The sequence below is a fragment of the Streptomyces sp. NPDC050619 genome, from assembly GCF_040654815.1.
Classification (GTDB): domain Bacteria; phylum Actinomycetota; class Actinomycetes; order Streptomycetales; family Streptomycetaceae; genus Streptomyces.
Window position 1 is genome coordinate 61460 of record NZ_JBFAIR010000041.1, and the last position, 13271, is coordinate 74730.

Sequence of the window (13271 nt, forward strand, 5' to 3'; positions counted from 1 at the left end):
GCCGTCACGCGCCGGACCTCCGCAGGAAGGCGGGGATGGAGCGGACGGCTTCGACGGGATCGCCGGTGAGCCGGCATGCGGCTGCGAGGTGGCCGTCGTAGCCGATGGTGTGCAGGGCGCCGAGCCAGGCGGGCCAGTCGAGGTGGCCGGCGCCGGGCTGTAAGCGGTTGGAGTCGGCGACCTGGGCGTGGCCGATCAGGTCGGCGTGGGCGAGGATCGCGGCGGCGGGGTCGCTCTCCTCGATGTTCATGTGGTGGCTGTCGATGCCGATCCGGAGGGAGTCCAGGCCGGTCGCGCGGATGAGGTCGGCGGCCTGGTCGAGTCGGTTGACCATGTGGTCCTCGTACCGGTTGACGGGCTCCAGGAAGAGGGTGACGCCTTCTTTTCGCGCGTGCTCGCCGAGTTCGGTCAGGCCGGTCAGCAGGACCTCGCGGTCCTCCGCCTCGGTGCGCGGGGTTTCGCAGGACGCCGGGCGGCGCTCGGACATGCCGGAGGAGGCCGGGGTCTGGACGCCCCGGCCGCCGATCTCGGCGATCACGCTGAGCTGGGACTTCGTCTGGGCGAGGGCGTCGCGGCGCAGGTCCTCGTCGAAGGCGCCGAAGAAGTGGGTCAGGTCGGCGCACACCGTCGCCATGACCACGCCGTCCTTGCGGGCCTGCCGCAGTTCCTCGAGGCGGGAGGCGAAGTGGAAGGCGCCCTGTGCGCACAGTTCGATGGCGTCGTAGCCGGCTGCCCGAGCGACGTCCCACTTGGCCTGGAGGGTGCCTTGGGGCAGGAGTTGTTCCTGGACGGCCGTCTTGAGCATGGGGCTGTCGGCGACCTCCACCTGGCGTGGGCCGGCGAACTGGACAACGCGTTCCACGGATGGCTCCGAAGGGTTGCGGGTGTCGGTTGGGTCGACAATAGCTCCGACTTATGTCTTGTCAACACGCAAAACTGGTGCTGTGATGCGTTCTGACTAGACGTAAGTCGACATCGAGGACACGCCATGCGCGCCAAGAGCCGGCGGTCGAGGACGACCGCGGTGGGCATTACCGCAGCCCTGGGGTTAGGGCTGCTGACGGGCTGTTCCGGCAGCACTGGGCCCGGAAAGCAGGACCGCGAGATCACGGTGTGGTCCCAGGAGAACCTCCCGGATCGGGTCGCGGCGACGCAGAAGATCGTCGACGGGTTCGAGAAGAAGACCGGGATCAAGGTTCATCTGGTCGGCGTACAGGAGGCCCAGCTGCCTCAGCTGATCATGTCGGCGGCGGCCTCCGGCACGCTGCCCGACGTCATGGGTGCGGTCACGCTGAGCCAGATCTGGCAGATGTACACGAACGGGCTGCTCAACACCGACATCCCGAAGGGGATCGTCGACAAGCTCGGGCGCGGCACCTTCAACGCCAACGCGCTCGAGCTGACGACCGACGGCCGCACCAGCCTCGGGGTGCCCTCCGACGCGTGGTTGCAGCTGCTGGTGTACCGCAAGGACCAGTTCGACCAGAAGCGGTTGGCGGCCCCCGACACCTACGAGCGGGCCCTGACCGCCGCCGAGGCGCTCACCACCCAGGGCCACGACGGCGTCTCGGCGGCCACCGATCCGGCCGACGTGTTCACCTCGCAGAGCTTCGAGAGCCTGGCCCTGGCCAACGGCTGCGAGCTCGTCGACGACCGCCACGACGTCGCGCTTCGGTCCCCGCAGTGCGAGACCGCCTTCAGTACGTACGACAAGCTCGCCCGCGACTATGGCGCTCCCGGCACCCAGACCGTGGACTCCACCCGGGCCACCTACTTCGCGGGCCGCTCCTCCATGATCATCTGGTCCTCGTTCCTGCTGGACGAGCTGGCCGGTCTGCGCGCGGACGCCCTGCCCAGCTGCCCCGCCTGCGAGAAGGACCCGGAGTATCTCGCGCGGGGCAGCGGCATCGTCACCGCGATGAAGGGCCCCGACGCCAGGGAGGCGGCCCAGTTCGGCGAGGTCACCTCATGGGTGACCACCAAGACGGCCGAGACGGCGGCCTCCCGCGAGTTCATCGAGTACATGATGGGCACCGGCTACGAGCCCTGGTTCGGTATGGCGCCCGAAGGCAAGATCCCCGTCCGGGAGGGCACGGCCGCCCAGCCCGAGCGCTATCTCGACGCCTGGCGGCACAGCGACATCGGCGTCGGCACACGCAAGCCCTTCGACCAGGTCTATCCGGCGAGCCTGCTCGACCAACTCGCCGACGGCGTCGGCAAGATGCGGCGCTGGGGCATCAGCCAGGGTGAAGGAGCGCTCGTCGGCGCCACCAACGGCGAACTGCCCGTCCCCAAGGCCATCAGCGCCATGACCGGCGGACAGACCTCCCCCTCCGAGGCTGCACAGGAAGCCGACGACGAGGTCGCCGCTCTTCAGAAGTCCCTGCGATAGCCGCCCGCATGCCAGTCACGAAGGTCTCCTCATGACTACAGCCCCTGCCGGCGCACCGCAGCGCCGGGACACCGGCCCCGGGTCCGCCAAACGGCCCGCCTCCCGGGAGCGCCGGCCGATGACGGCCGCCCGGCGTGCCAATCGCGCGGGTCTCGCGTTCGTCTCCACCACCTTCCTCGTGGTCCTCGTGGTGGTCGTCCTGCCCATCCTGTGGACCGTGCTGCTGGCGTTCCAGAGCGCCAGACTGGTCGACATCCAGGGCATGGGCGTGTTCGGCAACTGGACCCTCGACAACTTCACGCAGGTCTTCGACTCGGCCGGTTTCTGGTCGAGCCTGACCACCACCCTGCTGTACACGGCGGGCACCACGCTGGGTTCGGTCGTCCTCGGCCTGATCGCCGCGCTCGCGCTCCGCAGGCCCTTCCACGGCCGCGGACTGCTCCGCGCGGCGATGCTGCTTCCGTACGTCGCCCCCGTGGTGGCCGTGGCGTTCGTCTGGGAGGTCGCCCTGAGCCCGCAGTACGGCGTGGTCAACGACTGGGGCCGGCGCCTGTTCGGCTGGGACGACCCCGTCGCCTTCCTGTCCACCCGCTCCTACGAAGTGCACCTGCTGGGCCTGCACTTCGACATCCCGCTGGCCCTGCTGACCGTCATCGCCTTCGAGTGCTGGCGCTACTTCCCCTTCGCCTTCCTGTTCATCATGGCCCGGCTACAGGCCGTACCGGACGGGCTGGAGGAGGCCGCCACGGTCGACGGGGCCACGATCTCCCAGCGGTTCCGCCACATCCTGCTGCCCCAACTCATGCCGGTCATCGCGCTGTTGTGCGTGCTGCGATTCATCATGACGTTCAACAAGTTCGACGACGTCTACCTGCTGACGGGCGGCGGCGCGGGCACCGACGTCGCCGCCGTCCGGGTCTACGACTTCCTCACCGCCCGCTACGACGTGGGAGCGGCGGCCGCCCAGGCGCTCGTCCTGGCCGCGTCCCTGATGATCCTGCTGGGCTTCTACTTCAAGTTCTTCGGCAACCGGGTGCAGGAGGAATCGTGACCGGCAAGGCCGCCCTGACCAGGGCCCAGTTCGAGGAACGGCTCTTCGGCGTCCTGCGGTGGTTCGTCATCGCGTTCCTCGCCGTGATCACCCTGCTGCCCATCTACTACATGCTGCTTTTGTCGGTGAAGCCCATCGACGCGCTCCTGCTCGACCCCGGATCCCTGTGGGTCTCGGCCAAGGACTTCACTCTCTCCACCTACCGCGACGTGCTGCGGTCCACCGACGACGGCGGTCAGGGCTTTGTGAAGTTCCTGCTCAACTCGGCCCTGGTGTCCCTGGGCACCGTCGCCCTGACCCTGCTGGCGGCCGTGCCGGGCGCCTACGCCGTCAGCCGTCTGAAGTTCTTCGGCCACCGTCAGATCAGCGCGCTCTTCCTGGCCGTCTACCTGTTCCCGGCGACCCTGCTCGCCGTCCCGCTCTTCGTCATCTTCGCCCGGCTGGGACTGTCCTCCAGCCTGGTCGGCCTCGCCATCGTCTACGTCGCGCAGACCGTGCCGGTGTCGATCTTCATGCTGCGCAACTACCTCGCGACGATCCCCTACTCCATCGAGGAGGCTGCGGCGCTCGACGGCTGCGGCCGGCTCCAGACCGTCCGCAAGGTGGTCCTGCCGCTCGCCCTGCCCTCCCTGATGGCGACCGGCCTGTACGTCTTCATGATCGCCTGGAACGAGTTCCTCTTCGCGCTGCTCTTCCTGGCCGCCGACCCCGACAAGTGGACCGTCTCCCTGGGCCTGGCGCAGCTGTCCAACGGCGTCGAGGTGCCCAAGACCATCCTCATGGCGGGTTCCGTCGTTCTGACGATCCCCGTGGTACTTCTGTTCTTCGCCGCCGAACGCCTGCTCACCGAGGGCCTGACCAGTGGCGCGGACAAGAGCTGAGCGATGGGGATTCATGATGATGCCGAGCCAGTTCAGCGCGGGGGAACTGCTGCAGCTGATCCGCAGCGGTCGCGCGCACACCCGCGCCGATCTGCAACACGTCACCGGGCTGTCCCGTTCGACCGTCGGGCAGCGGCTGGACCTGCTCAACCGGGCCGGCTGGCTGCGCCACACCACCGGCACCTCCACCGGGGGCCGCCCCTCGCACCGGATCGTCTTCGATCCCTCGCACGCCTCGGTCATCGCCGTCGATCTCGAAACCCGGCACGCCCGTGCCGCGGTGCTCGATCTCGGCGGCACCATCCTCGCCGAGCACACCGGTCCGCTGCACATCAGCGAGGGCCCGGACCAGGTGCTGGACCGGCTCGCGGGCTGGTTCCCCGACTTGATCGCCGCCGCGGGCGTCGAGGCCACCCACGTCTGCGGCATCGGGCTGTCGGTGCCCGGGCCGGTCGACTGGGAGACGGGGCGGGTCGTCGAACCGCCGATCATGCCCGGCTGGGACCAGTACCCCATCCGGGAACGTCTCCAGAAGGCGTACGCCGATCATGTGGGGCCCAGCTTGGAGGACGGCCCGGTCGCCGTCGTCGTCGACAACGACGCCAATCTCATGGCGCTGGCCGAGCACCAGGCCGGTCACCGGGACTGCTCGGCCTTCGTCCTGGTGAAGGTCTCCACCGGCATCGGCGCCGGTGTCGTCGTGGGCGGCAGTGTCTACCGCGGCATCGACGGCGGCTCCGGGGACATCGGTCACATCCGTCTCCACGACCGGCCCGACGCCCTGTGCATGTGCGGTTCCCACGGCTGCCTGGCCGCCGTGGCCAGCGGCCGGGCCCTGGCCAGGCAATTGTCCGCGCTGGGCGTCGAGACCACCTCGGGGTCCGATGTCAGTCGCCTGCTCGCCGAGGGGCATCCCGACGCCATCCGGCTGGCCCGGGAGGCCGGACGCCGCGCGGGCGAGGTCCTGGTGACCGTGGTCACCCTCCTCAATCCGGGGGTGCTGATGCTCGCCGGTGAGCTCTCCGGAGCCCCGTTCATGACCGGCGTCCGCGAACTGCTGTACCAACGCGCCATTCCCCGGACCACCGCCAACCTCCAGGTCGTCACCGCACGGCTGGGCGACCACGCCGGAGTCGTCGGAGCGGCGGCCATGGTGGTCGAGTTCCTCTACGCGCCGGCCCGGGCGGACGCCCGCCTGGGCCGCGTCGCGCGATGACCGATGGCGGCGATCATGTGACCCACAAGCCGATCATGTGACACGCGGCTCGGAGCAGGTCGCAAAAACTTCCCCGCGCAGTGACGGATCCGGCTTCCCCATCCGTATCTCCTGGCGTACGAGTCGTTCGCGCCAGGAGGTTCCATGCCCATCTCCCGCAACAAGCTGGGAACCGTGTTCGTGGTCGGTGCGCTGGGTCTGACCCTCACCGCCCTCGCGTACCCCGCCATGCTCGGGGTGGAGACCACGTCCAGCACCTCGGAACGCATCATCGCCAACACCCGTTACGGGCCGCTCACCGAGGCGGACCGCGACTTCGTGGTGAAGGTGCGTGCGGCCGGGCTGTGGGAGTACCCCCTCGGCGAGATAGTGATGCAGCGCGGTACGACGCCGGCGATGAAGGAGGCCGGCAAGCACCTGATCGTCGGGCACGCCGGACTCGACGAGTTGTGCCGCAAGATCGCGCCGGAACTCGGCGTCACCCTGCCCAACCAGGCGAGCCCGCAGCAGCAGCAGTTCGTGGCGACCGTCGACGCCAGCACCGGCAAGGAGTTCGACTCCACCGCAGTCTCCATCATGCGTGTGACGCACGGCCAGATCTTCCCGGTCATCGCGAAGACCCGCGCCAACACCCGGAACACCATGATCCGCCAGCTGGCCGACCTGGCCAACGACACCGTCCTCGACCACATCACGGTGCTGGAGAACACCGGCCTGGTCAATCACGAACAGGTCAACTTCCAGCAGACCACCCCGCCGAAGCTGCCCAAGGACCAGCTCACCCCGCCCCCGCCGCAGGGGGGATCACCGGTGCTCGTCCTCAAGCCGCGCCCGGACCTGAACATCAACACCGCCTCGCCGACGCCCGCACCGTCGGCCGGCTGACCGGCGGCCGGACGGTCTGTCGTAGCGTCTCTGATCAGCCTAGTGATCCCATGTCAGACGTGGTATCCGGTATGGGGTCTGTCCACCGTGGAGGGGTGGCGTGGGCGTGCCGGTGGAAGCCCGCGCCCAGTGGTGTCCCTCGTGGCCGATGCCGGTTGGTGGGTGTGCTGATCGTCGTCACGCCCTGGTGCCGGTCAGCTGCGCGGGGCAGCCGTCTCCGGTCCGTGTGAGCGTGTCCCTCCGGACGCTGGCCCGCCGGACCCGAAGGGCCGGTGGGGGAGGGTGTCCGGCGTCGCCTGGGCGTCGGACGTGTGGTGCGGTGCCGGGTGGGTCCGGTCTTGGACCGGTCCCGGCTGGACTTCGGCACGGGTGTGATGACCGCGCCCGCTTCGAGTTTGTCGATCACGGTGCGGATGGCCATGGCACCGGTGGTGCGGTCGGTGACGGTCTTGGTCTGGTGAGTCAGGCCGCGGGCGGCGATGCGCTTCCAGGCGCCCTGGTCGCGGTCGCCCTGCCAGCCGCAGGAGCCGCACAGCGCCCACTTCCAGCCCGCAATGGTGGGCCGGTCGGGGGCCTTGCGCCGCCGCAGCGGGACGAGGCACTGCGGGCAGTGCCTGGAGGTGTTGCGGGCCGGGACGGTGACCACGGCGATACCGGGTCTCGGCGGCCAGGTGCCGCTCCGGTCCACGATCTGTCCGCGCACGGCCTGGGAGAGCCGGGTGTTCATCGTGCGGCCCATGCCCCGGGCCTCCATCGAGCGCAGGTCCTCCACGTAGATCACGCTCGCCGAGGCGGCGAGAGCCTGATCGACAGCCCAGCGGGCGGCAGCCCACGCCAGGGCGTCGTTCAGGTTCGACCGGCGCCCGGACACGTGCCGGATCTCCTCGGCGAGGACCTGGTGCCTGGCCGTCAGGTCGTGCTGTTCGTCTTCGGCGATGAGCCGCCGGTAGCGACCGGCCTTGGTGTGCAGGTGCTCGCCCTGGCGGCGCAGCCGGTGCTGTTTCGCCAGGACCCCGGCGGCCCGGAACATGCCGCCGCTGCCGAGGGCGGTGATGGTTCCGTCGGCGTGCAGCCGGGCGGCCCCGGCGGACAGCAGGGTGTTCAGTCCCCAGTCCACGCCGAGCGCGACCGTGTGTCCGCTGCGCCGTGTCTTGGGGACGGCGTGGCTGTAGGCGAGGTCGGCCCGCACCTGGCCCCGGCGGATGCGCAGGGTGGGCAGGTGCAGCACCGCGTTCGCGGGGACCGTCGGCGGCAGCTTGATGGGGCAGGCCACCCACGTCCAGTCCGCGTAGGACCGCGGGTCCGGGCGGGTGGGCAGTTGCAGCCGCAGCAACGCCCGGCCCGGCTCGTCGGCGCGTTCGAGGGTGGCCTGCTGCCCGTCGCAGGCGGACAGCAGCAGCATCCGCGCGATCCGGGGCGCGCTCTCCAGCTCGAACACGTTGGCCGGCATCCGGCCGTGCTTCTTCGCGAAGGCGGTGATCTGCCGGGTACGGCCCTTGATGACGCTGGACGGCAGGTACTCCCCGCCGGGCACCGCCGCACGCACCTGGTCCCACTCCTTGGGGGTGCGCCTGACCGGGTCGGCGGGCCAGGTCGCGAGCACCCCGGCGGTGAGGTCGGCGCGCCACTTCGCCGCACGCAGCGTCCGCCCGGCCGCCTCCTGGGCGATGCGCACGATGCGGTCGTTGACCCGGATGCCCCCGGCCGGGCCGACCGTCCAGCCCAGGCGGCGCAGGGCCATCCAGGCGTTCGACGGCAGCGGGTGGCCTGTGGCGTCCTCACCGGCGGCCAGCACGTCCACATCGGCGGCGTTCCAGTGCCCGGCCAGCAGCGCGGCGACCATGCCCGACACCAGATCGGCAGCCCAGCCCACCCTCTCGGCCAGCACGGCAGCGGGCAGGAGTTCGCCGCTCTTCTCCTCCACGCCGGTACGCAGCAGACCGCGGGCACAGGCGGTACGGGCGGTCTCACCCCCGGCGAGCGGCAGATTCCGGCTCACCCGCGCCCCCCTTCCCGTCCGCGATGCTGTCATCCGGTCAATGACACCCCCCGCGGAAGGTCACGCATTCGATCCACGCGCTCACATACGACACCAACACCGAGCACACGGCATGACGCAGGCGGATGACGAATCGCTACGGATACCTAAGGAAATACGTGAGCCTGAGCCGCACGTACAGGCCGATGACGCCGAGCGGTCCGGCGATCAGGAACGGGATGCGCCACCCCCACGAGAGCATCTCGGCGTCGGTCAGCATCAGGTTCAGCAGGATGACCAGTGCGGAGCCGAGGGCGTAGCCGACGAAGGTGCCGAAGTCGAGCCAGCTGGTGAGGAAGCCCCGGCGCCGGTCCGGGGAGTACTCGGCCACGAAGGTGGTGGCGCCGCCGTATTCGCCGCCGGTGGAGAAGCCCTGGAGCATGCGGGCGAGCAGCAGCAGGATCGGGGCGGCCATGCCGCTGGTGCCGTAGCCGGGGATCAGGCCGATGGCGAAGGTACCGGCCGCCATCATGATCACGGTGGTGGCCAGCACCTTCTGCCTGCCGATACGGTCCCCCAGCGGGCCGAAGACCAGGCCGCCGAGCGGACGGACGACGAACGCCGCGGCGAAGGTCGCGAAGGAGGAGACCACCTGGGCGGCCGGTGAGGCGCCGGGGAAGAAGACCTTGCCGATGGTGGCGGCGAGATAGCTGTAGACGCCGAAGTCGAACCATTCCATGCAGTTGCCGAGCGCGGAGGCGCCGACCGCGCGCCTGAGCAAGGGCGGCTCGACGACCTGGACGTCCTCCTCGCGGAAGGCACCTTTGTTCCGGTTCAGCCACCGGGTCAGGTCCGCGCGGACCTGGCGGGGCAGCTTCGCCACGGATTTCGGGATGTTCGGGAGGTTCGTCCTGTTCGGCGGATGGGACTGCCCATCTGGGCTCGCGCCGACCACACTTGCGCCCTTCTCTCGACATCGCCCGCGCCGGTCTCGTCGTCCGGCGCAGGTCACGGCTGTTGATACGCCTCGGCCCTTGTCTCGTCACCCTCGTTTGCTACGCTCCCGGAGCCTCCCGCGGGGGAAGCCGGTGAGAGTCCGGCGCTGACCCGCAGCGGTGTGCGTGAGGGACCGATGGTCGCTCGCGCGAGCCCGATTGCCCACGGCGAGGTCGCGACCCGTTGATTGCTCGCCGTGGACTGCGAGAGGGGACCGCGCGGCCTTCGTGCCGTACGGGCCGTCTCCTTGCGTGACGTTCCTCAGGCGGCCCTATGCGAAGGACCGCCCGACCGTGCATCGAAGCCCGCCCTCCCGCCGGATACCCGTCGCGCCGTTGGCCCTTGGGCTGGCCGTGCTGCTTGTCGTGTCGCTGGTGTGCGGGGTGGGGCTCGGGGCCGCGGGGATCGGCTGGCCGGACGTCTTCGGGTTTCTGTGGGCGGGGGTGACCGGCGGGACCGTGCACACGGCCGATGTCGCCTCGTACACCATCGTCTGGGAGATCCGGCTGCCGCGTGTCGTGCTCGGCGCCGTCGTCGGGGCGGGGCTCGCGACGGTCGGCGTGGCCGTGCAGGCGATGGTCCACAACGCGCTCGCCGATCCGTTCGTGCTGGGTATCTCGTCAGGTGCGGCAGTGGGCGCCAACGCCGTTATTCTCCTCGGCGCGTTCGCGGGGCTCGGGGTGTGGGCGCTGTCCGTGTCGGCGTTCGGGTCGGCGCTCGCGGCCATGGCGCTGGTGTACACGGTGGCCCGGTCGCCGTATGGGCTCACCCCGCTGCGGCTGATCCTGACCGGGACGGCACTGGCGTACGGCTTCGAGGCCGTCACCACCGTCATGGTGTTCGGGGCCGCCCGGGGCGAGGCCGCGCGGTCGGCGATGATGTGGCTGCTGGGGAGTCTGGGCGGCGCGACCTGGGCGCAGGTGCCGCTCGCCGCCGTGACCGTGGCGGCCGGGTGGGTGTGGCTGCGGTGGCGGGCCGAGGCGCTGAACGCGCTCGCGATGGGGGACGAGACGTCGGCCGCGCTCGGTGTCCCGCCGGGGCGGCTGCGCCGGGAGCTGTTCCTCGTCACCGCCGCCGTGACCGGGACGGTGGTCGCGGTCAGCGGGGCCATCGGGTTCGTCGGGCTGATGGTGCCGCACGTCGTACGGATGCTGGTGGGCGCCGATCACCGGCGGGTGTTGGCCGTGGCTCCCCTCGCCGGGGCCGTGCTGCTCGTCTGGGCGGACCTGCTCTCCCGGCTGCTGCTCGCCCCCGCCGAACTGCCCGTCGGGGTGATCACCGCGGTGGTCGGGGTTCCCGCGTTCCTGCTGCTCATGCGGCGCGGCGGATATGCGTTCGGGGGGCGTTGAGAGATGCGGTCGTTGAGAGGTGCGTGCGTATGAACCTCGACATCGAGGGTGTGTCGGTCGAAGTGGCCGGCGCCCGGCTGGTCGACGACATTCGACTCGCCGTGGGCAGTGGGGCGTTCGTCGGGCTCGTCGGCCCGAACGGCAGCGGCAAGTCGACCCTGCTTCGCTGTGTGTACCGCGCGCTGTCCCCGGCCTCCGGGACGGTGCGGCTCGACGGGGACGATGTGCACGCCATGCCGCCCCGGGCCGCCGCCCGGGCGCTGGCCGCGCTGCCGCAGGAGGGGTCGGCCGAGTTCGATTTCACCGTCGCCGAGGTGGTCGCCATGGGGCGGCTGCCGCACCGTGACCGGACGGCCGCCGGGGACCGTGCCGTGTGTGCGGACGCCATGACACGCACGGGCGTCGCCCACCTCGCCGACCGCGGCTTCCTCGCCTTGTCCGGCGGAGAGAAGCAGCGGGTGCTCATCGCCCGCGCGCTCGCCCAGCGGCCCAGGGTCCTCGTCCTCGACGAACCCACCAACCACCTCGACGTCGCCCACCAGTTGGACGTCCTGAACCTGGTCCGGGCCAGCGGCCTGACCGTGCTGGCCGCGCTGCACGACCTCAATCTGGCCGCCGCGCACTGCGACGTCCTGTACGTGATCGCCGAAGGCCGGATCGTCGCCTCCGGCCCGCCCCGCGATGTCCTTCGGCCGGCCCTGCTCGCCGAGGTCTTCGGGGTCCGCGCGCATCCCGTACGGCATCCGGAGACCGGCGCCGTCCAGCTCCTGTTCGACCGGCTCCCGACCACCCCGTAAGGAACGTGGGAACTCCCATGCGCAAACTGCTCGCCGCCGCCCTCTGTCTCGCCACGACCGTCACCGCCACCGGATGCGGTGCGAAACTCGAGTCCTCCGGGGACGCCAAGTCCGCCGCGATCACCCTCACCAACTGCGACCGGAAGGTCACCTACGACAAGGTCCCGGAGCGCGTGGTCACCAACGACGTCGGCATCACCGAGCTGATGTTCGCCCTCGGTCTGGAGAACCGCATGGCCGGGTTCGCCATGCCCGACGACAAGGGCGACCTGAACGGCGTGCCCTGGAAGGACGGCTACGACCGGGTGAAGTGGCTGTCGAAGGACCAGCTCACCAAGGAGAACGTCCTCGACGCCCGCGCCGACCTCGTCTTCGCCGGCTGGAACTACGGCTTCCGCGACGACAGCGGCTTCACCCCCGACGCGCTGAAGAAGCTCGGCGTCCCCTCGTACATCCTCACCGAATCCTGCCGCAACGGGCGTACGGAGTCCTCGCGGGGCATCATGCCGCCGTTGCAGGCCCTGTACACCGACCTCACCAACCTCGGGAAGCTGTTCGGCGTGGAGAAGCGTGCGGCCTCGCTGATCGCCGGCTTCAAGAAGGAGATCGCTTCCGTCCGGGCGAAGGCACCCCGGGGTGAGGCCCGGCCGAAGGTCTTCCTCTACGACAGCGGCCAGGACCAGCCCTTCACCTCGGGACGCTACGCCGCTCCCGAACAGATCATCAGCGAGGCCGGCGGGGTCAACGTCATGCACGACGTCGACGACTCCTGGACGACGGTCGGCTGGGAGAGCGTTGTCGAGCGCGACCCGGACGTCATCGTGATCTGCGACTACGGGGACGTGAGCGCCGCCCAGAAGAAGAAGTTCCTGCTCTCCTACGCTCCACTGCGCGACGTCTCCGCGGTCAAGCACCGGCGGATCTTCGTCCTCGACTACGTCGACCTGGTGGAAAGCCCGCGCAATCCGTCGGCCATCGCCCGTCTCGGCGCGTACCTGCGGACGGTGAGCCTCAAGTCCCCTGCCACGCCGCGGTGATCCTGGCCCGCTCCTGCCACTGCCGGACACCGGGACCGGTCGGATCCCGGCGCTCGCAGAACTCCCTGAGGGAAGCGCAGCGGGCGAGCATGGCGGCCCTGCGGATCGTCCAGGGCGGTACTGCCGCCTCGCCGTACGCGCCGAAGAAACGGCCGAGGGCGTCCGCGTGCTCCGGGTGGTGCGTCCGTACGATCCATTCGCACCAGGCGAGATCCTCCACCGGGTCGCCGAGGTGGGCGAACTCCCAGTCGACCACGGCGGTGACCTGAAAGGTCACGGGATCGAAGAGAGCGTTGTGCGGCCCGAAGTCACCATGTACGAGCACGTCGTCCGTGTTCTGCGCCCCGGCGTCCAGGAGGTCCCGCGGGAGGGCATGGATACGGCGCAGTACCTCGCCGCAGGAGCGAAGCACTCCCTCCGCGTGGCCCGCGTCGATGAGGTCCTGGCCGGGAACGCCGGGGGCGAAGCCGAGTGTGAGGGTGCGTTCGTCGGCTCGGAGGACCGGAGGGACCGGCACCTTGCCCCGCAGTCGGAGCAGCAGGCTCTGCTCCCGCTGGAGTCGGTCGGCCGCGTCAGGGCCGTCGTACGTCTTTTCCACGGTCGCGCCGTCGCCGACGGTGTGGTTGGTATAGCCGTGTTTCAGCGCACGCATCAGCCGAGCATAAATTCCTGACGAACGGCACGGGGGA

The 13271-nt window shown here is 70.2% G+C and carries 11 protein-coding genes, 1 pseudogene and 1 riboswitch; of the genes and pseudogenes, 8 read left to right on the top strand and 4 right to left on the bottom strand.

What is annotated here, in order from left to right; genetic code table 11:
* Positions 1-4: 4 nt before the first annotated feature.
* On the bottom strand, positions 5-805 hold the full coding sequence (locus tag AB0I77_RS43990) for a sugar phosphate isomerase/epimerase family protein (RefSeq protein ID WP_363288526.1): 801 nt from the start codon (positions 803-805) through the stop codon (positions 5-7).
* Between the two features lie 183 nt (positions 806-988).
* Between AB0I77_RS43990 and AB0I77_RS43995 the strand changes: the two genes are divergently transcribed.
* The 5 genes from AB0I77_RS43995 (at position 989) to AB0I77_RS44015 (ending at position 6425) form a co-directional block, all read left to right on the top strand.
* Entirely contained in the window at positions 989-2392 is a 1404-nt protein-coding gene (locus tag AB0I77_RS43995) for an extracellular solute-binding protein (protein WP_363288497.1), read from the top strand.
* Positions 2393-2423: 31 nt separating this feature from the next.
* Complete coding sequence (locus AB0I77_RS44000; protein ID WP_363288499.1) at positions 2424-3443, top strand: sugar ABC transporter permease; 1020 nt, start codon at positions 2424-2426, stop codon at positions 3441-3443.
* A complete protein-coding gene (locus AB0I77_RS44005; protein WP_363288500.1) occupies positions 3440-4324 on the top strand; it encodes a carbohydrate ABC transporter permease in 885 nt (294 codons plus the stop codon). Before AB0I77_RS44000 ends, AB0I77_RS44005 begins: the two co-directional genes overlap by 4 nt.
* A gap of 16 nt (positions 4325-4340) precedes the next feature.
* Complete coding sequence (locus tag AB0I77_RS44010) at positions 4341-5540, top strand: ROK family protein (protein ID WP_363288527.1); 1200 nt, start codon at positions 4341-4343, stop codon at positions 5538-5540.
* A 144-nt stretch (positions 5541-5684) separates the two neighbouring features.
* Complete coding sequence (locus AB0I77_RS44015) at positions 5685-6425, top strand: DUF4142 domain-containing protein (protein WP_363288501.1); 741 nt, start codon at positions 5685-5687, stop codon at positions 6423-6425.
* A 34-nt stretch (positions 6426-6459) separates the two neighbouring features.
* Here AB0I77_RS44015 and AB0I77_RS44020 read toward each other — a convergent pair whose 3' ends face one another.
* Together AB0I77_RS44020 and AB0I77_RS44025 are read right to left on the bottom strand one after the other, a co-directional pair.
* Positions 6460-8424 carry a transposase gene (locus AB0I77_RS44020; protein ID WP_363288502.1) on the bottom strand — a complete coding sequence of 655 codons (1965 nt, stop codon included), beginning with the start codon at positions 8422-8424 and terminating at the stop codon, positions 6460-6462.
* Positions 8425-8584: 160 nt separating this feature from the next.
* Positions 8585-9298: pseudogene (locus AB0I77_RS44025) on the bottom strand (MFS transporter); the annotation flags it as partial.
* A gap of 183 nt (positions 9299-9481) precedes the next feature.
* A riboswitch (cobalamin riboswitch) is annotated at positions 9482-9563 on the top strand.
* A 129-nt stretch (positions 9564-9692) separates the two neighbouring features.
* Between AB0I77_RS44025 and AB0I77_RS44030 the strand changes: the two are divergent.
* From AB0I77_RS44030 to AB0I77_RS44040, 3 genes are read left to right on the top strand one after another with little or no spacing between them, the layout of a single operon-like run.
* The gene (locus tag AB0I77_RS44030; RefSeq protein ID WP_363288503.1) at positions 9693-10748 is read left to right on the top strand and encodes an iron ABC transporter permease; all 1056 of its coding nucleotides are present in this window, start codon (positions 9693-9695) and stop codon (positions 10746-10748) included.
* 29 nt (positions 10749-10777) lie between these two features.
* Positions 10778-11545 carry an ABC transporter ATP-binding protein gene (locus AB0I77_RS44035; RefSeq protein WP_363288504.1) on the top strand — a complete coding sequence of 256 codons (768 nt, stop codon included), beginning with the start codon at positions 10778-10780 and terminating at the stop codon, positions 11543-11545.
* Between the two features lie 17 nt (positions 11546-11562).
* Positions 11563-12582, top strand: coding sequence for an ABC transporter substrate-binding protein (locus AB0I77_RS44040; RefSeq protein ID WP_363288505.1), 1020 nt, complete (start codon positions 11563-11565; stop codon positions 12580-12582).
* On the opposite strand, the gene AB0I77_RS44045 is transcribed toward AB0I77_RS44040, so the two are convergent.
* Positions 12557-13234: a phosphotransferase gene (locus AB0I77_RS44045; protein ID WP_363288506.1), complete on the bottom strand. Its 678-nt coding sequence runs from the start codon at positions 13232-13234 to the stop codon at positions 12557-12559. The genes AB0I77_RS44040 and AB0I77_RS44045 overlap by 26 nt on opposite strands.
* Between the last annotated feature and the right edge of the window lie 37 nt (positions 13235-13271).

Bases quoted from the DNA above. Each gene is read 5' to 3' on its own strand.
- AB0I77_RS43990 (WP_363288526.1), bottom strand. From the start codon at position 805: ATGCTCAAGACGGCCGTCCAGGAACAACTCCTGCCCCAAGGCACCCTC.
- AB0I77_RS43995 (WP_363288497.1), top strand. From the start codon at position 989: ATGCGCGCCAAGAGCCGGCGGTCGAGGACGACCGCGGTGGGCATTACC.
- AB0I77_RS44000 (WP_363288499.1), top strand. From the start codon at position 2,424: ATGACTACAGCCCCTGCCGGCGCACCGCAGCGCCGGGACACCGGCCCC.
- AB0I77_RS44010 (WP_363288527.1), top strand. From the start codon at position 4,341: ATGATGCCGAGCCAGTTCAGCGCGGGGGAACTGCTGCAGCTGATCCGC.
- AB0I77_RS44015 (WP_363288501.1), top strand. From the start codon at position 5,685: ATGCCCATCTCCCGCAACAAGCTGGGAACCGTGTTCGTGGTCGGTGCG.
- AB0I77_RS44035 (WP_363288504.1), top strand. From the start codon at position 10,778: ATGAACCTCGACATCGAGGGTGTGTCGGTCGAAGTGGCCGGCGCCCGG.
- AB0I77_RS44040 (WP_363288505.1), top strand. From the start codon at position 11,563: ATGCGCAAACTGCTCGCCGCCGCCCTCTGTCTCGCCACGACCGTCACC.
- AB0I77_RS44045 (WP_363288506.1), bottom strand. From the start codon at position 13,234: ATGCGTGCGCTGAAACACGGCTATACCAACCACACCGTCGGCGACGGC.